The 17354-nt window shown below is 57.1% G+C and carries 12 protein-coding genes and 1 pseudogene; 6 read left to right on the top strand and 7 right to left on the bottom strand.

The annotated features are described in order from the left end of the window. The first annotated feature begins 1 nt into the window (after position 1). Positions 2–1333, top strand: coding sequence for a putative aminohydrolase SsnA (gene ssnA / locus F8562_RS18195; RefSeq protein ID WP_167331664.1), 1332 nt, complete (start codon positions 2–4; stop codon positions 1331–1333). A 104-nt stretch (positions 1334–1437) separates the two neighbouring features. Here the strand turns inward: ssnA and F8562_RS18190 are convergent, their stop codons facing one another. Both F8562_RS18190 and ygfT read right to left on the bottom strand, forming a co-directional pair. Next, complete coding sequence (locus tag F8562_RS18190) at positions 1438–1914, bottom strand: 4Fe-4S dicluster domain-containing protein (RefSeq protein ID WP_014838776.1); 477 nt, start codon at positions 1912–1914, stop codon at positions 1438–1440. Then, on the bottom strand, positions 1911–3851 hold the full coding sequence (gene ygfT / locus F8562_RS18185) for a formate-dependent uric acid utilization protein YgfT (RefSeq protein WP_094909336.1): 1941 nt from the start codon (positions 3849–3851) through the stop codon (positions 1911–1913). The genes F8562_RS18190 and ygfT overlap by 4 nt, the downstream gene beginning before the upstream one ends. Before the next feature lie 512 nt (positions 3852–4363). On the opposite strand from ygfT, the gene F8562_RS18180 reads away from it, so the two are divergent. Then, the gene (locus F8562_RS18180) at positions 4364–5836 is read left to right on the top strand and encodes a nucleobase:cation symporter-2 family protein (RefSeq protein ID WP_014229771.1); all 1473 of its coding nucleotides are present in this window, start codon (positions 4364–4366) and stop codon (positions 5834–5836) included. A gap of 136 nt (positions 5837–5972) precedes the next feature. After that, positions 5973–8120 (top strand): formate dehydrogenase subunit alpha, encoded by a 2148-nt coding sequence (fdhF, locus tag F8562_RS18175; RefSeq protein ID WP_151891930.1) that lies wholly within the window; start codon positions 5973–5975, stop codon positions 8118–8120. Positions 8121–8185: 65 nt separating this feature from the next. Here fdhF and F8562_RS18170 read toward each other — a convergent pair whose 3' ends face one another. From F8562_RS18170 to F8562_RS18160, 3 genes are all read right to left on the bottom strand, one after another. After that, complete coding sequence (locus F8562_RS18170) at positions 8186–8791, bottom strand: CTP--molybdopterin cytidylyltransferase (RefSeq protein ID WP_014838779.1); 606 nt, start codon at positions 8789–8791, stop codon at positions 8186–8188. Positions 8792–8857: 66 nt separating this feature from the next. Further along, positions 8858–9316 (bottom strand): (2Fe-2S)-binding protein, encoded by a 459-nt coding sequence (locus tag F8562_RS18165; RefSeq protein ID WP_009651983.1) that lies wholly within the window; start codon positions 9314–9316, stop codon positions 8858–8860. 12 nt (positions 9317–9328) lie between these two features. Beyond that, on the bottom strand, positions 9329–12541 hold the full coding sequence (locus F8562_RS18160; RefSeq protein ID WP_032718842.1) for a molybdopterin cofactor-binding domain-containing protein: 3213 nt from the start codon (positions 12539–12541) through the stop codon (positions 9329–9331). A 992-nt stretch (positions 12542–13533) separates the two neighbouring features. On the opposite strand from F8562_RS18160, the pseudogene F8562_RS18155 reads away from it, so the two are divergent. Both F8562_RS18155 and F8562_RS18150 read left to right on the top strand, forming a co-directional pair. Beyond that, positions 13534–14995 (top strand): annotated as a pseudogene (locus F8562_RS18155) (sugar porter family MFS transporter). Beyond that, on the top strand, positions 14970–15404 hold the full coding sequence (locus F8562_RS18150; RefSeq protein WP_004851939.1) for a PTS sugar transporter subunit IIA: 435 nt from the start codon (positions 14970–14972) through the stop codon (positions 15402–15404). The pseudogene F8562_RS18155 and the gene F8562_RS18150 overlap by 26 nt, the downstream one beginning before the upstream one ends. A gap of 80 nt (positions 15405–15484) precedes the next feature. Here the strand turns inward: F8562_RS18150 and uraH are convergent, their stop codons facing one another. Further along, a complete protein-coding gene (gene uraH, locus F8562_RS18145) occupies positions 15485–15859 on the bottom strand; it encodes a hydroxyisourate hydrolase (protein ID WP_227633497.1) in 375 nt (124 codons plus the stop codon). A 274-nt stretch (positions 15860–16133) separates the two neighbouring features. Here uraH and F8562_RS18140 point away from each other — a divergent pair, with 274 nt between their 5' ends. Beyond that, entirely contained in the window at positions 16134–16661 is a 528-nt protein-coding gene (locus F8562_RS18140; protein ID WP_014229778.1) for a lipocalin family protein, read from the top strand. Positions 16662–16739: 78 nt separating this feature from the next. Here the strand turns inward: F8562_RS18140 and F8562_RS18135 are convergent, their stop codons facing one another. Then, positions 16740–17234 (bottom strand): hypothetical protein, encoded by a 495-nt coding sequence (locus F8562_RS18135; RefSeq protein ID WP_014838784.1) that lies wholly within the window; start codon positions 17232–17234, stop codon positions 16740–16742. Positions 17235–17354: the final 120 nt, after the last annotated feature.

Genomic DNA, 17354 nt, shown 5'->3' with positions numbered 1-17354 from the left:
TATCCTGATCCTGAAAAATGCCACCGCCGCGCAGATCTATCCGGCGAAAGTGTGGGAGAACGTCGATATCGCCATTGAGAGCGATAAAATTCTCGCCGTCGGCCCCGGCCTGTGCCAGCGCTATCCACAGGCGCAGGTGAAAGAGATGCGCGGGCAGCTGGTGATGCCCGGCATGGTCTGCTCCCACAATCACTTTTATTCCGGCCTGTCCCGGGGGATTCAGGCCAATATCGCCCCCAGCCCGGACTTTATCTCCACGCTGAAAAACCTGTGGTGGCGCCTTGACCGGGCGCTGGACGAAGAGTCGCTCTACTACAGCGGGCTGATCTGCGCCATGGAGGCCGTGCGCAGCGGCTGCACGGCGGTTGTCGATCATCATGCGTCGCCCCACTATATCGCGGGCTCCCTGAGCCAGCTGCGCAACGCCTTCCTCAAAATCGGGCTGCGCGGGATGACCTGCTTCGAAACCACCGACCGTAACTTTGGCAGCCGCGAGCTGCGCGACAGCGTTGAGGAGAACATTCGCTTCGCCAGAGAGATCGACGCCGCGCGCGAAAAGGGCGACCAGCCTTATCTGGTCGAGGCCCATATCGGCGCCCATGCGCCGTTCACCGTGCCGGATGAAGGTCTGGCGATGCTGCGTGAAGCGCTAAAAGCCACCGGCCGCGGCCTGCATATCCACGCGGCGGAAGACCGCTACGATGTCTCTCACAGCCATCACCTTTACGGCAAAGACCTGCTGGTGCGGCTGGCGGAGTTCGACCTTATCAACAGTAAGACGCTCATTGCCCACGGCCTGTACATCTCCGATGCCGACGTCGAGCTGCTCAACGCGCAGGACGGCTTCCTGGTGCACAACGCCCGCTCCAACATGAACAACCACGTCGGCTACAACCCCCGCCTGCCGCAGATGCGCAATCTGGCGCTCGGCACCGACGGCATCGGTTCCGACATGTTCGAGGAGATGAAGTTTGCCTTCTTTAAACATCGCGACGCCGGCGGGCCGCTGTGGCCGGACAGCTTCGCGAAGGCGCTGAGCAACGGCAATGAACTGTTGAATCGCAACTTCAACGCCCGCTTTGGCCGCCTTGAGGCGGGCTATAAAGCGGACCTCACTATTTGCGACTATATGGCGCCGACGCCGCTTATCGCGGAAAACATCGCCGGACATATCGCCTTCGGTCTGGGGGCAAACAGCGTGCGCAGCGTCATGGTGAACGGCGTGATGATCTACAAGGATCGCCAGTTCAGCTTCGACTGCGAGCCGATATTCCGCGAAGCGCAGAAAGTGGCGAAAAAAATGTGGGCGCGAATGGATGCGCTCCCCGCGTAGCCCGCGTAAAAACGCTAAACCGGCCTGGCAGGCCGGTTTTTTTTGCTGACAGAACGCGGGCGTATGAAATTGCCCGGCAGCTTCCGCGCCGCCGGGCGCGAGGTTTACAGCGACAGCAGCGCGGCGGTGGCGATATTGCGCTGCTTTTGCAGCGCGCTGAGCTGCTCTTCGGTCATGATACTCAGCGCCGCCGTCGGGCAGACATCAACGCAGGCGGGGCCGCGCTCCCGGGTGCCGCAAAGATCGCACTTAACGATAACCGGCGTCACACCGGCCTCCACCTCAATGGTAATCGCCCCAAACGGGCAGGCGACCACGCAGCTCTGGCAGCCAATGCAGCGCCCGCCGTCGGCCTCCACTTTCTCCGCCCCCATGCTCAGCGCCCCGGTCGGGCAGGCGCCCACGCAGGGCGCATTCTCGCACTGATGACACATCACCGGCACGCTAAGCTCGTCGAGGCGCATCACCTTCAGGCGGGGATGAAACTCCGCCCCCGGCGCCACGTGTTCCAGCGCACAGGCTACCTCACAGGTCCTGCAGCCGATGCAGGCCTGCGAACTGGCAACGATAAAAAGAGTCATATCTCCTCCCGGGCCGTGAATTGCATCAACATCTCGCTGGCCGCCTGCCGCCCGGCGACCATGGCGGTAACCACCAGGTCCGCGCCGGTCACGGCGTCGCCGCCGGCAAAGATTTTGTCATGGCTGGTTTGCGTCGTTCCGCGCCCTTTGCCGCCGGTCACTATCTGCCCCCAGCGGTCCAGCTTTATCCCGTGGCCGCGCAGCCACGGCATCTCGTGAGCCTGAAAGCCAAACGCCATAATGAGCACATCGGCTTTAAGTTCAAACCCGGAATCCGGGATCGGCTGCGGCCGGCGGCGGCCGTCCGGGCCCGGCTCGCCCATCTTCGTGCGGATCATCTCCACCGCGCAGACCTGCCCCTTGCGGTTGAGCTGAATGCGCCGCGGCTGCACGTTAAACTCAAATTTAACCCCCTCTTCCCGCGCGTTAACCACCTCTTTTTTCGACCCGGGCATGCTCAGCTCATCGCGACGGTAGGCGCAGGTCACGCTCGCTGCGCCGCGGCGAACGGCGGTGCGCAGGCAGTCCATCGCCGTATCTCCCCCGCCAAGCACCACCACCCGTTTCCCCTTAATGTCGGTCAGGGGATACTCGGGGCTCTCTTCGAGCCCCATCACCTCGCGGGTGCTGGCAATCAGGAACGGCAGGGCCTGAATCACGCCGGGGGCGTTCTCTCCCTCCAGGCCGGCGGCCATCAGACCGTAGGTGCCCACGCCGAGGAAGACGGCGTCATAGTCTTTCACCAGATCGGCAAAAGCCACGTCGCGCCCCACCTCCTGGTTGAGATGAAAATTGACGCCCATGGCGCTAAAAATGTCGCGTCGCTTCTCAAGCACGTTTTTATCCAGCTTGAACGGCGGAATACCGAAGGTCAGCAGGCCGCCGATTTCCGGATGGCGATCGAACACGTCAACGTGCACGCCCGCGCGCACGAGAATATCGGCGCAGCCCAGTCCGGCGGGCCCGGCGCCAATCACCGCCACCCGCTCCGGGCGCGGGGCTACTTTGCCGATTGTCGGTCGCCAGCCCATCGCCAGCGCGGTATCGGTGATATAGCGCTCAAGGTTGCCAATGGCGACCGAGCCGCCTTCGTTCTTTAAGGTGCAGGCCCCTTCGCACAGCCTGTCCTGCGGACAGACGCGGCCGCAAATCTCCGGCAGGGAACTGCTCTGATGGCACAGCTCCGCCGCCTCGATAATCTTGCCCTCGCTCACCAGGCGGATGAAATCGGGAATATGATTATGTAAAGGACAGGTCCAGTTGCACCACGCTTTCTGCGCGCAGTAGAGACAGCGTTCGCTCTCATACTCCGCATCGCACTCGCTCAGCGGCTGATAGATTTCGCCGAAGTGCTGCATGCGGTCATCGGCGGGCACTTTTTTCGCCCCCACCCGCGGAGGTTTATTGAGTATCGCGCTGCGTCTGGCGCCGCGAACGGCGCCCAGCGGGGTTTCCAGCGCGGAGCGAATCTGCCGCGCGCTACGTAGCCGGTTAACGGCGGCCTCATCCATCAGTTGCAGCGCCTGGGTTGGACAGCTGGCCACGCACGCCTGCTGACCGGAAGGATGCTGGCTGCAAAGATCGCATTTCTGCGCCAGCTGCGGCGCGTCGTCATCGTTGGCCACCATCTCAATGGCCCCAAAGGGACAGGCGATGACGCAGTTTTTACAGCCGATGCACAGCGCTTCTGTAAACTGAACGCTGTCGTTCGCCACGCGCAGCGCCTGGGTCGGACAGGAGCCGACGCAGGGCGCGTCGTTGCAGTGGCGGCAGGTTGTCGCGCTGCTGGCGTGGCGGTGGAAGAACACCCGAATGCGCGGCAGAAAGTCGCTACGCTGCCGGGGCCAGCTGTCCTGGCGATGAGAGGTGACGCAGGCCACTTCACAGGCGTGGCAGCCAATACAGTTTGCAGAATCGGCAACAATAAATTTATTCATTTGCTTCCCTTTATTATTCCAGGACTCACCGGGAAGCAATGCAATAATCAGGCGCTTTTGTTCAGGGTATTCATATGGTGCTTATTTTTGCGAGCCGTCTCAAAAAAACAGGCCCACTCCCGCTAAGCGGCGCGATATATATCCGCTCTCGCTGAACAAAAATCATTCTCCGCGCTCAGGGTTTAATCATGTTGATAATTCAACGTATCGCGCGTGATACCAAAATGAGACGCTCCCTGTCTCAATGTGATAGCGCGCGTTTATTCACCACGAGATTTATTTGAGAAGTTTCGCAGCGCGTCGATATTCCCGCCTTTTTCTCGTGAGTTATTTCACACAATTCTCCTTCAATCCTCCAGGCGCTTATTTTTGGCACAGCTTACGCATATTACTTCTCGTGCGCGCAACACGCTGATGAACGCATCGGCTCAGGGAGGCAGCGGCCTTCGAATCGTAACTTCGGCTCTGTTCATGTTTATACAGAGTGAAGTCGTACAGGAGATAACAACTTCATGAAAGATATCGCCAATTCCGCCTCACATAACGGGAACTCGACCGCACCGGTCGATGAAATATTACCCGTTACGCAAATGATTCTTTATGGGCTACAGCACGTGCTGGTGATGTACGCGGGCGCCGTGGCGGTTCCGCTCGTTGTGGGTAATGCGGTAGGGCTCCCGCCGGAGCACATTATTTTACTGATCAGCGCCGACCTGTTTATCTGCGGCGCGGCCACCATCGTGCAGTCGCTGGGGGTCGGTAAGTGGCTCGGCTGTCGGCTGCCGCTTATCCAGGGCTGTACCTTCGCCGCGCTGATCCCGATGGTGTTGATCGGTAAGGAGTACGGGATCGGCGGTATTTCCGGGGCGGTGATCGTGTCCGGTATTTTTATCCTCTGCTGCGCGCCGTGGATTAGCAAGCTCATCCGCTTCTTTCCCAAGGTGGTGATGGGCAGCATCGTCACGCTTATCGGCATGTCTATTATGCCGGTGGCAGGCGGGTGGATTGGCGGCGGGAGCAGCGAAATGAGCGGCTTTGGCGCCCCCTTCTCGCTGCTGATGGCGGCAATCACGCTGGTGATTATTCTCAATATTTACACCTTTGCCTCCGGCGTCGTGAAAAACACGTCGGTGCTGATCGGTCTTATCATCGGCACCGTACTCTGGAGCTGCTTTAAGCCTCTCGACTTTAGCCTCGTCCACGCCACACCCTGGCTCCATCTGCCGACCCTGATGCCCTTCGCCAAACCTGAATTTCATATTATCCCCGTCGCCCTGCTGTCGATGGTGATGGTGGTGGTGATGGTGGAAACCATGTCCTCGATGATGGCGACCGGGGATATTGTCGGGAAAAAGGTGGACGCGAAGATGCTGCGCAACGGCCTCAACACCTGCGGTATCGCGACCACTATCTGCGGCTTCTTCAATCTGTTTCCCTACGCCGCCTTCGCGCAGAACGTCGGCCTGATCGGTTTAACCGGGGTGCGCAGCCGTTTTGTGGTGTCGGTCTCCGGCATCATTCTGATTCTGATGGGTGTGTTCTCGAGGATGGCGGCGCTGGTGGTGCTGATACCGAAACCGATCCTCGGCGGCGCGGGCATTGTCATGTTCGGTATGGTGGCGGTGTCCGGTATTCGTACCCTGGGACAGGTCAACTACCGCAACAATAATAACGGTATGGTGGTGGCATTAACGCTCGGCCTCGGCATGATGCCGGTGCTGGTGCCCAATCTGTTTACCCAGTTTCCGCCGATGGTTCAGCTGTTTCTGCACAGCGGGATTACGATTGGCACCCTGACGGCTATCGTCGCCAACCTCACCCTCAACGGCAGCGTGCCATTCCGCGTTAACCACGAAACGCCGGTCCCCGATCCGGCCCCGCCAAGCTCGGCGGCGCGCAACATGGCCGTCAGAACCGTCAGAATGTGGCTCCTGCTGCGCAAAGTTCAGAAGGAGAGACAGCCTGAAGAAGCGCAGGAGGGGTAATGATGCTCACCAGACTCCTGTTTGCCTTGATCACCCTGCTGCTGCTGGCGATTCCCGTCGTGCAGCAGGGTATCGCGCAGGGCCTGAACGGCCGTTTTAGCTATGCCCTGCTGTTCTAAGTTTAAGGACCACTGCTATGAAAAAAGTCACGACCGTCTGCCCCTACTGCGCCTCCGGCTGCAAAATGCAGCTCACGGTAGAAGAGGGAAAAATTACCCGCGCCTACGCTGCGATGGGGAAAAATAATCAGGGCACCCTGTGCCTGAAGGGCTACTACGGCTGGGATTTTATTGACGACCCGCAGATCCTCACCCCGCGCCTGAAAACCCCGATGATCCGCCGCCGGCGCGGCGGTAAGCTGGAGTCCGTCTCCTGGGAGGAAGCGCTCGATTACGTGGCAAACCGCCTCAGCGACATAAAAGCGAAGTACGGGCCGGATGCGATTCAGACCACCGGATCTTCGCGCGCCACCGGCAATGAAACCAACTACATCATGCAAAAATTTGCGCGCGCCGTTATTGGTACCAATAACGTCGACTGCTGCGCACGCGTCTGACACGGCCCTTCGGTTGCAGGTCTGCACCAGTCGGTCTGCAACGGCGCGATGAGTAATGCCATCACCGAGATCGATAATACCGATCTGGTGTTTATTTTCGGCTATAACCCGGCGGATTCGCACCCGATCGTGGCGAATCACATCCTCAATGCCAAACGCAACGGCGCCAAAATCATCGTCTGCGATCCGCGTAAAATCGAAACCGCGCGTATCGCCGACCTGCATCTGGCTCTGAAAAACGGCTCCAACATTGCGCTGCTCAACGCCATCGGGCAGGTGATTATCGAAGAAGATCTCTACGATAAATCCTTCGTCGCCGGGCGTTCCGAAGGCTTCGAAGCGTATCGCAACATCGTCGAAGGCTATACGCCGGAGTCGGTGGAAGCCATCACCGGCATCAGCGCCAGGCAGATTCGCGAATGCGCGCGGCTGTACGCCAGCGCCGGAAACGCCATGATTCTGTGGGGGATGGGCGTAACCCAGTTCTGGCAGGGCGTCGAAACGGTGCGTTCCCTGACCAGCCTGGCGATCCTCACCGGTAATCTGGGGAAACCGCACGTCGGCGTCAATCCGGTGCGCGGCCAGAACAACGTCCAGGGCGCCTGCGATATGGGCGCGCTGCCGGACACCTATCCCGGCTATCAGTACGTGAAATTCCCGGAAAACCGGGAGAAGTTCGCCAACGCCTGGGGCGTTGAGAGCCTGCCGGAGAACCCTGGCTACCGCATCAGCGAGCTGCCGCACCGCGTGGCGCACGGCGAAGTGCGGGCGGCTTACATTATGGGGGAAGATCCGCTCCAGACCGACGCCGAGCTTTCCGCCGTACGTCAGGCCTTCGAAGAGATGGAGCTGGTTATTGTCCAGGATATCTTTATGACCAAAACCGCCGCGGCGGCCGATGTGATTCTGCCCTCGACCTCGTGGGGCGAACATGAGGGCGTCTATACCGCAGCGGACCGCGGCTTCCAGCGCTTTTTCAAGGCGGTGGAGCCGAAGTGGGATCTGAAGACCGACTGGCAAATCATCTGCGAAATCGCCACCCGGATGGGGTATCCAATGAAGTACGACAACACGCAGCAGATCTGGGATGAACTCCGCCATCTGTGCCCCAACTTCTTCGGCGCGACCTACGAGAAGATGGGAGAACTGGGCTACGTGCAGTGGCCGTGCCGCGACGAGTCGGAGGCGGACCAGGGCACTTCGTATCTGTTTGCGGAACGGTTCTCCACGCCGAACGGGCTGGCGCAGTTCTTCACCTGCGAATGGCAGGCGCCGGTCGATAAGCTGAGCGATGCCTATCCGCTGGTGCTCTCCACGGTGCGCGAGGTGGGCCACTACTCCTGCCGTTCGATGACCGGCAACTGCGCTGCGCTGGCCAAACTGGCGGACGAACCGGGCTACATCCAGATCAACACCGCCGACGCCAAACGGCTCGGCATTGAGGACGAAGAGCTGGTGTGGGTTAACTCGCGCAAAGGCAAGGTGATCTCCCGAGCGAAAATCAGCGACAGGCCGAATAAAGGGGCGGTCTACATGACCTATCAGTGGTGGATTGGCGCCTGCAACGAGCTGGTCACCGAGAATCTCAGCCCGATAACCAAAACCCCGGAGTACAAGTACTGCGCCGTTAACGTTGAGCGTATTGCCGATCAGCGAGCCGCCGAACGGTACGTCAGTGAGGAATACAGCCAGTTGAAAGCCCGTCTGCGCGAAAGCGCCGCGGGGTAAAAAATATCGCCCCGGCGCTGTGCGCTCCGGGGCGATATTGTCTTTTCTTCTTCCCTCCGCCAGCGCTAACCGACGGCGGCCAGATCTTTGCGGCAGCGGCGCGCGACCTCAAGATACTGCTGCGGAGTGTCAACATCCCAGTGAATCCCCTGATTCGCCACGGGGATAACGCGCGCCGCCATCTGACCGATAACGTCCCGCAGGGTGGCCCCTTGCGGCGCGCGACGAATCAGAGAAATCGCCCGCTGGGGCAGAAGAACCGGATGGCCTTTACCGCGATCGTAGGCCGGTATAATGCAGCTCCCGGCGTCGGCGTTGGCCCACAGCCGGCGGTAGACGCCCGGCGTGACCTCCGGCATATCGCCCAGCGCCAGAAAGAAACGCGAAGCGCGAATATGGCCTACCCCGCACTGAATAGAAGAGAACATACCGTCCTGATATTGCGGGTTAAAGACCACCTCAACGCCCGGATGATCCCGATAGCACGCGGCCAGTTCGTCGCCGCGAAACCCCGTCACCAGCACCACCCGATCGCAGAACGCCAGGGCGCTGGCAAGGGCGCTATCGAGAATCGTTCCCTCGCCCCACGGCATCATCATTTTCCATTTGCCCATCCGGCTGGAGAGCCCGGCGGCCAGCATAACGCACTGTTTATCCATTTTTTTGCTCATCGTCATCCTCCCCCTGAAGCCGAATATAACGCCGCCGTCGGCTGGCGACGGCGGCGCTTGCGGCGATCAGGATTTCAGCACCGCTTTAATCGAGGTAATGATCGGCTGATATCCCGTACAGCGGCAGATATTCCCCTCCAGCGCCTCTTTCAGCTCATCGTCGCTGGGGGCCGGGTTGGCATCCAGCAGCGCCTTGGCGCTCATCAACACGCCGGGCGTGCAGAAGCCGCACTGAACGCCGCCGTGACGAATAAAGGCGTTCTGCAATTTTTTACCGACCGGATCGTGATGCAGCGCTTCGACGGTAGTGACCTCCGCCCCGTTGCACTGGGCGGCCAGCAGCAGGCAGGAGCAGACGGATTTGCCGTCCATAATCACGGTGCAGGCTCCGCACTCGCCCACCGAGCAGCCCTCTTTGGTGCCGGTGAGCTTCAGCTCCTCGCGCAGAAAATCGATCAGGCGAACATTGTCTTTCACATCGCGGGCAATGCGGATGCCATTCACTTTTAGCTCAATATGGTTCATGTTCATGGCTCCTTATTTTTTCTGCTCTGTCATAACTTCCTGCAGCATCTGCCGGAACATATCGATAAATACGGGGACTTTATAAGGCGCAGACCAGCGTCCGCCGATGGCTTTTTCTACCTTGTCGTGCAGTACCCCGGCCGCATAGTCAATGGCGGCGGCGTCTAACGCCTTCCCGGTGAGCGCCTGCTCAACCTCAGTCAACCGCTGCGGTTTGGCCATCAGCGCGCCATCCACCAGACGGCACAGGCGAACCACGCCCTTATCGACCATAAACTGCCCGGTTAAGCTCTGGCGCGTAATGTTCAACGCATTGCGCCGGCCAAGCTGCAGATAGCGATTGATCAGCGGCTGCTGCGTCGGCGCCGGCAGGATAAAGCGGACAACCAGCTCATCGGGCTCAAGAAGGGTGCGATAGCCGCCCACGACAAATTCGCTGACCGGCATCCGGCGCGTTCCGCGCGCGCTGCGCAGCTCTACTTCCGCATCGTAGATAATGAGCGGCGGCATGGAGTCCGCGCACGGGGCGGCGTTGACGATATTGCCGCCGATCGTTGCCCGGTTGCGCAGCTGCAGGGAGCCGACGGTTTTACAGGCCGTAACCAGTAGCGGATAGCGCTGCTGAATCAACGGATGCTTAACCAGGTCGGTAAAGCAGACGCCGGAGCCAATGGAGATCCCGCCCTCAACGTCAAAAATCTCTTTCAGCTCCGCCAGTCCGGCAATGTTGACAAGCGGCACCTCGCCGGACAGCATCCGGGCCTGCACCAGCACATCGGTGCCGCCGGCAATAGGCATTGCCCCCTTCCCGGCCATCAGCGTCAGGGCCTCTTTCAGGGTTTGCGGGACGCTCAGCGACAGGGTGTTGAGGCGGTGAACCTGTTTCTTATCGCCAGACTCCAGCATCTGCTCGCTCTGGCGCTCAGGCTTCTTGAGGTTATAACCCAGGCGAACCTGCTCGAGGGTCAGCGGCAGGGTCCGGTTGGGGCGGTCGATGGCGAAGCTCACCGCGTTATTGAGAGCCGCAGCGCCCAGTTCAAGTACCGGTTCGCCGATAACTTTCGCCCCCATCGGGCCCGCTTTATCGTAGTTTTCCACCGCAATGATATCGATGTGCGGCATATCCTTGATGGTCGGCAGCAGATAGGTATCGAAGTTTTCCGATTTCACCACGCCGTGCTCGGTGTTGAAATCCTCCAGCATGCCGTAGCCGATCATCCCCTGCAGCACGCCGCCGTAGACCTGGCCGCTAAAGCCAACCGGGTTAATGACTTTACCGACATCGTGGGTGGCGACGACGTTATTGACGGTGATTTTGCCGGTGCGCATATCCACCGCCACGTCGGCCAGCTGGCAGCCGTACACCCAGGTGAAATAGGGGCTGCCGCAGCCTTTCTCTTCATCCCAGTGAATATTCGGCGCCACGTGCCAGCCGTAGGCGGAGAGGTTTGCCCCGGTAGCCCTGGTCATATCGCACACCTGCTGGAAGCTGAGGCTCAGCTCCGGGCTGTGGCGGTTGAACACCTTGCCATTTTGCCAGGCGATATCGTCGATGCTCTGCGCTTTCAGCGTTTCCCTGACGGCGTCCGCCATGCGTTGTTTAATTTTGTTCGCCGCGCTCAGAATCGCCTGCCCGCCCATCAGGGTACCGCGCGAAGCGACCGTTGAGCCGCCGTCGGCGATCATCGCGGTGGCCGGTTCGCTAAACATCACCCGATCGAGCGCAATACCGAACGCTTCCGCCGCCAGCAGCGACATGGTGGTCTGCAGCCCCTGCCCGTTCTCGGATACCGAGGTGGAGATGTTCACGCTGGCGTCGGCATTCACCTGAATCAGCGCCGAGGACGCATCCAGCCCCTCGGCCCCCAGAGAGCAGCCGCGGTGGCTCAGCGCGAAGCCAATCCCGTAGCGGATCGGGCCGCCTTCCGCGTTAAGCTTTTTGTAGTGCTCGCGTTTGGCCTCATATTCGGCCTTGAGCAGCGTCTTCTCCAGCACCTCCCGCGCGGAGACGGTATGCTCGCTGAAGACCTGCCCGGCCATGCTGGTATCGCCCTGCTTGAGAATATTGCGCAGGCGGAACTCAACGGGCGACAGGCCCAGTTCGCCCGCCACGTCATCCATCAGCGATTCGTTGGCGAAAATGACCTGCGGCGCGCCGTAGCCGCGGTAGGCCGAGGTATAGTTGTTGTTGGTGTAAACGCCCACCAGATCGACGCGTACGTTAGGAATGTTGTAGGGGCCCGCCGCCTGCACGGAACTGCGCCAGGTGACAAACACCGTCTGGCCGCAGTAGCTGCCGCCATCGGCGATAATATCGATTTTAATCGCCTGAATGCGCGCATCGTCGTCCACGCCAATGCGGTATTTCATCTTATAAGGATGGCGCTTGTAGCTCTCGCGCATCGACTGTTCGCGGTTATAAGAGATCTTAACCGGCCGCCCGGTCAGGTGCACCAGCAGCGCCGCGCGGCAGGAGACGTTATCGATAATGTCATCTTTACCGCCGAAGGAGCCGCCGAGGACGGAGCGCTTAATGTTGACCTTCGCCTGGGGCAGGTCGAGATATTTGGCAATCACCGCCCGGGTGCGGTGAGCGTTCTGAATCGACCCTTCGATGGTCATGATCTGTTCATTATTGTCCAGGTAGGCGGTAATCGATTCCGGCTCAATATAGCCGTGCTCCTGGAACCCCACCTCATACTCACGTTCGAAGATATGGCTGGAGGCGGCAAAACCGGCATCAATATCGCCCTTCGCCGTGTGGTGGCGGTTGATGATATTGCTATCGAGTTCGCTGTGAATAAGGCGCGCCCCGGGCTTCATCGCCTCTTCCGGGGAGGTAATCGGCTCCCACGGGGTGTAGGTGATTTTGATTTTATCGACGGCGATGCAGGCTGCCTCGTAGGTTTCCGCCGCCACCACGGCAACCACGTCGCCGCGGTAGGCGATCTCCTTGTCGATAATCGGCGGATGATCGGGAACAATCGCTCCCAGCTTGCGCTGACCGGGGATATCGTTCCAGGTGGCAATACGCACGACGCCGGGTACTTTTTCCGCCTCCGACAGGTCGAGCGCATCGATGCGCCCGGCAGGAATATCCACGTAGCGACAGACGCCATACAGCATATTGTTCATAATAATGTCATCGCCGTAGACCGCTTTACCCGTCACCTTGGCGAGCCCGTCTACGCGGGGCACCTCACTGCCAACTAGTAATGTATCCATATTTTTCAGTCTCCACTCACAAAGAAAGATAACGGATTAAAGCAATGGCTATGCCACCTATAAATAAAGGGTTATTTCAGGCTGAGTTATGTGAGGCGTATCTAAAAATAGCGGCCGGTTAAAGAATAAAAAGCGCATGAGGTCGCCGCTGATTATCAAAACGAGAGCATGCGTATCACTATGATAATTGGCGGTTCTCAATTGTGTTTCCGGGGTGACGCCAGCGGTGCATCCGCAGCTCCTGCCGCCGCCGGGCATTGAGCGCAACCGTCACCCTGCGGCAAAACGCGTATCGAGGTGATGAAGCTTTTTGACGCCCCCCGATTTCGAATAAAAAATAAAACAGACGCAATAATGAAATTTAAATTTCATAAACGAACATGTTAACAAATGTGATATATATCATAATTTTAACAATTCATCTTCCTGCCACCGGGCCAGTCCCCCGTAAACAATCCTAAAAATTGCCATATATATCAATTAATTATAAAAATAGCCATTCTATACACAAGGCTGTTACACATGGCCCACAAAATCAAACCGAAATAAAACTTTCAAAATGTGATCTGTTTGTATTTTTATTTCACTTATAGCGGTAATAATCATCTCTCACTAAACGCACTCTGCCCGCCTTGATGGCGCAGCAGAAATCCTAACCCCCCGGAGGATGCAATGAAGGAAGTGAGATCAGGACTTATCCGAACCGTTTATATTGGCCCGCCCCTTTTCCACCCTCACGCTACCGGGGACTTTCTGAACGTCAACCACCCCGGAGGCCCCAGCCCCGCATCTACCGATGATTCATCATTAATCAAAAAGAAACCTCTTTGATCGGTTTTATTTAGCGCATAGCAATCGCGCTAAATAGTTGCACTAAGAACAAAAAAACATTTCATCCCGGCCGTGCTTCGCCAGGCGCAAAGGCATGCCGTGACGGGGATGGGATGACACGTTTTTATCTCGTGCCGTTAATCAAAACAAAAGGTATAAAAATGTCTCTTATTATGAATCTGAACCTACAGCAGAGAAAACGATTACACCAGATAACCCTGGTTGCGACATTTGGCGGCCTGCTATTCGGTTATGACACCGGCGTTATTAATGGCGCATTTTCCTCTCTGAAACAATATATGGCCCTGACCCCGACTACCGAAGGTCTGGTCATGAGCGTATTGCTGATCGGCGCCGCGTTAGGCAGCGTATTCGGGGGAAAATTCGCGGACTTCTTTGGCAGAAGAAAGTACCTGCTCTTTTTATCCTTCATCTTTTTCATCGGCGCATTAATGTCCGCTCTGGCGCCGGATATCACCGTACTGCTTATTTCACGTTTCATCCTCGGCTATGCCGTGGGTGGCGCCTCGGTGACCGCCCCCACCTTTATTTCCGAAGTGGCGCCAACCGAAATGCGCGGTAAACTAACCGGCTTAAACGAAGTCGCCATTGTTATCGGGCAGCTCGCCGCATTTGCCATCAACGCCATTATTGGCATCCTCTGGGGCCATCTCCCCGACGTCTGGCGCTATATGCTGATGGTGCAGACCATTCCCGCCATCTGCCTGTTTATCGGTATGCTGCGATCGCCGGAAAGCCCGCGCTGGCTGATCAGTAAAAACCGTCATGAAGAAGCGCTGGAAATATTAAAGCAAATCCGCCCTCTGGAACGCGCAACCAAAGAATTCAACGATATCACCACCTTAATTAAGGCCGAAGCGGACAAAAAGCTTCATGCGCAGAACGCCTTTGTCACCATTCTCCAGACGCCATGGATTTTCAAACTCCTGCTGGTGGGCGTCATTTGGGCGGCGCTGCAGCAGACCACCGGGGTCAACGTCATTATGTACTACGGTACTGAGATCCTCAGCAGCGCCGGATTCTCAGAAAGAACCTCCCTCATCTGCAACGTACTCAATGGCGTGTTCTCCGTCGGCGGCATGCTATTTGGCGTGCTGTACCTCGTCGATCGTTTTAAACGTAAAACCATCATTATTTATGGTTTCGCGATCATGGCTACCCTGCACCTTATCATTGCCGGCGTAGACTACACGCTGGTCGGCGACATCAAAGCCACGGCCATCTGGCTGCTCGGCGCGATGTTCGTTGGCGTTATGCAGGGAACGATGGGCTTTATCACCTGGGTGGTGCTGGCTGAGCTGTTCCCGCTCAAGTTCCGCGGACTGTCGATGGGCATATCGGTATTTTTCATGTGGGTGATGAACGCCATCGTCAGCTATCTGTTCCCATTATTGCAGGCCAAGCTCGGGTTAGGTCCGGTATTCCTGATTTTTGCCGCGATTAACTACCTGGCGATTGTTTTTGTCATCGCGGCGCTGCCTGAAACGTCCAATAAATCGCTGGAGCAGCTGGAAGAGGAGCTTTCAGCAAATAAATCTGCAGCGGGATTCAATACGGCCACTAAGGAAAACGGATTATGATCGATACTATTACGCAGGATAATCTCCATCTGTCGTGCCGGGCGAAAAATAAAGCAGAAGTCCTGGCCATGATTGGCGCGGACTTTAAGTCCAGAGGGTACGTCAGCGAAGATTGCGTGGCGTTTCTTGCTGAAAGAGAGCGTCAGGTCTCCACCTTTTTAGGCAATGGCATTACGCTGCCGCACCTGCCTAAATCAGCCACCAGCATCATTGTCAAAACGGGGGTGGAGATTTATCAATTCCCTGACGGCGTGATCTGGGACAGAAATAACGTCATGTTTATTGCCATTGGCGTGATTGCTAAAGAGAGCGAGCACATCGATGTGCTGAGAGAGGTGGCGTCGATCTTTAGCGATGAAGTCATCGCCAGAGCGCTGTCGTTGATTGCTAATAAAGAGGATTTTTTAAGGATCCTCCAGCAGAATCACTAAGCACGGCTATCTCCCGATAGTCGCCCGATGAAAGCCTGCTTGCGCGCAGGCTTTTTGCTTATTCAGGATGGACGTAGCGATTAGCTGCCTTTATAGGTGGAGTAACCATACTGGCTGAGCAGCAGTGGAATATGCAGCTTTTCATTGGTGCGCGTGACGGTGAAGAGAACCGGGATCTCGGGGAAAAACGAGGCCAGTTTCTGTTTGCTGAAGTCATCGCCGGTTTTGAAGGTCACTTTATAAATCCCCGGCTGCATATCCCCTTCAGCTGGATAGAGCGATTCAATACGACCATCGTTGTCGGTGACGCCGGTGGCCAGCGCTGTCCATTTATTCGCCTGCTGTTTTTCAAGGGTGACCGTCACGCCCGATGAAGGCAGACCCGTCTGCTGATTGAGAATATGTACGCTGAGCGTCCCGACGGGGGCGCTAAATGCGGCTGGAGCCACAGACATAGCAGATAACAGAATCAGACTGGATAATTTTTTCACGATGTTTTCCCGTTGTGAATAATAACGTTCAAACGTTAGCACCTGGGCTGCTAAAATATATTCAACTTTTTGTGATAATCGCCTTAACGGAAGCAGGACGAGGAAAATAGCGAGCAGGGCAACAGCCCATTCGCAGTGATAGAATTATCTGAATATAAGGTGCATCGCTGGGGCGTGAATAAAGGCCCGCGCGCTTGCGCTATACTTATTTTCCTCCGCGTTCACAAAAGGAATTCACATGAAGATATGGCCAGTTCTGACGGGTGTGGCTATCGCCCTGACGCTTGTCGCCTGTAAATCCCCCACTCCGCCCAAGGGGGTCCAGCCGATAAATAACTTTGACGCAAGCCGTTATCTGGGGAAATGGTATGAGGTTGCCCGGCTCGAGAATCGTTTTGAACGCGGTCTTGAGCGGGTTACCGCAACGTATGGTCAGCGCAGCGATGGCGGCATCAGCGTGGTTAACCGCGGTTACGATCCGCGGAAACAGAAATGGAGCGAGAGCGAAGGTAAAGCGTATTTTACCGCGGCGCCGACCACCGCCGCGCTGAAAGTCTCCTTCTTTGGCCCGTTTTACGGCGGCTACAACGTGATCGCCCTGGATAGCCAGTATCAGTATGCGCTGGTCAGCGGTCCCGATCGCGGCTATCTGTGGATCCTGTCGCGCACGCCGACCATCCCGGAATCCATTAAGCAGGAGTATCTGCGCATCGCGCGGGATCTCGGCTTCCCGGTAGAAAAATTAGTCTGGGTGAACCACGGGTAACAGGCTGAATCCACACTATCTTCAGCGAACCAACGAGCTGAAGATAGTGTGGCGATAAGGCTGGAAGACGATAAATAATTAGTGCGATGACGGCTGGCTGGAGTCGGCCGCCTCTTCTGCGGTTTTAGCGGGAGCGATACTCTCTTTAATCTCTTTGGTTTTATTCGCCGCATCGTTGGCCAGGTTATTGGCATCAACAATCGCGCTGTCTTTAATTTTTCCCGCTTCCTGCACGATTTGGTCGCTTTTCTGCCGGGCATCCTGCTTAACGGCATCAGCCTGGGCCTGGGCTTGCTGAGCGATAGCTTCCGCTTTTTTATCCGCTTCCGCCTTGATGCTGGAGGCCTGGCTGCTGAGATTGTTCGCCTCGTCCGCCGCCTGTTTTTTTATCGTATCAATGTGTTTATCCGCTTCATCCTTAATTGCTTCGGCTTTATCGGACGCCGCCTCTTTAATTTGCTGCGCGTTATCTTTTGCTTTATCCAGATTTGCATCAACTTTTGATGAATCATCACAGCCGGCGAGAATTAAACAAACGGCAGAAGCGATCAGCGTTTTACTCCAGAGTTTCATAGTCATTCCTTTATTTATTAATATCAGCGTATCGGGGAAGTCTTCGCCGCAGGGTTGCCAGGATAATTCTCATAACAATGATGTCATGAAATTATTTAGCCCCAATACTTAGCCCTGCAT

The organism is Klebsiella sp. RCJ4, from assembly GCF_009025755.1.
Lineage (GTDB): Bacteria > Pseudomonadota > Gammaproteobacteria > Enterobacterales > Enterobacteriaceae > Klebsiella > Klebsiella michiganensis.
Note: the sequence above shows the minus strand (reverse complement) of the source record. Positions and strands in the feature narration are given on the sequence as shown.

What these genes read in the sequence shown, in the direction of transcription:
- F8562_RS18190 (WP_014838776.1), bottom strand. Translation starts at nt 1,914, where the DNA reads ATGACTCTTTTTATCGTTGCCAGTTCGCAGGCCTGCATCGGCTGCAGG.
- ygfT (WP_094909336.1), bottom strand. Translation starts at nt 3,851, where the DNA reads ATGAATAAATTTATTGTTGCCGATTCTGCAAACTGTATTGGCTGCCAC.
- F8562_RS18180 (WP_014229771.1), top strand. Translation starts at nt 4,364, where the DNA reads ATGAAAGATATCGCCAATTCCGCCTCACATAACGGGAACTCGACCGCA.
- F8562_RS18170 (WP_014838779.1), bottom strand. Translation starts at nt 8,791, where the DNA reads ATGAGCAAAAAAATGGATAAACAGTGCGTTATGCTGGCCGCCGGGCTC.
- F8562_RS18165 (WP_009651983.1), bottom strand. Translation starts at nt 9,316, where the DNA reads ATGAACCATATTGAGCTAAAAGTGAATGGCATCCGCATTGCCCGCGAT.
- F8562_RS18160 (WP_032718842.1), bottom strand. Translation starts at nt 12,541, where the DNA reads ATGGATACATTACTAGTTGGCAGTGAGGTGCCCCGCGTAGACGGGCTC.
- F8562_RS18150 (WP_004851939.1), top strand. Translation starts at nt 14,970, where the DNA reads ATGATCGATACTATTACGCAGGATAATCTCCATCTGTCGTGCCGGGCG.
- uraH (WP_227633497.1), bottom strand. Translation starts at nt 15,859, where the DNA reads ATGTCTGTGGCTCCAGCCGCATTTAGCGCCCCCGTCGGGACGCTCAGC.
- F8562_RS18140 (WP_014229778.1), top strand. Translation starts at nt 16,134, where the DNA reads ATGAAGATATGGCCAGTTCTGACGGGTGTGGCTATCGCCCTGACGCTT.
- F8562_RS18135 (WP_014838784.1), bottom strand. Translation starts at nt 17,234, where the DNA reads ATGAAACTCTGGAGTAAAACGCTGATCGCTTCTGCCGTTTGTTTAATT.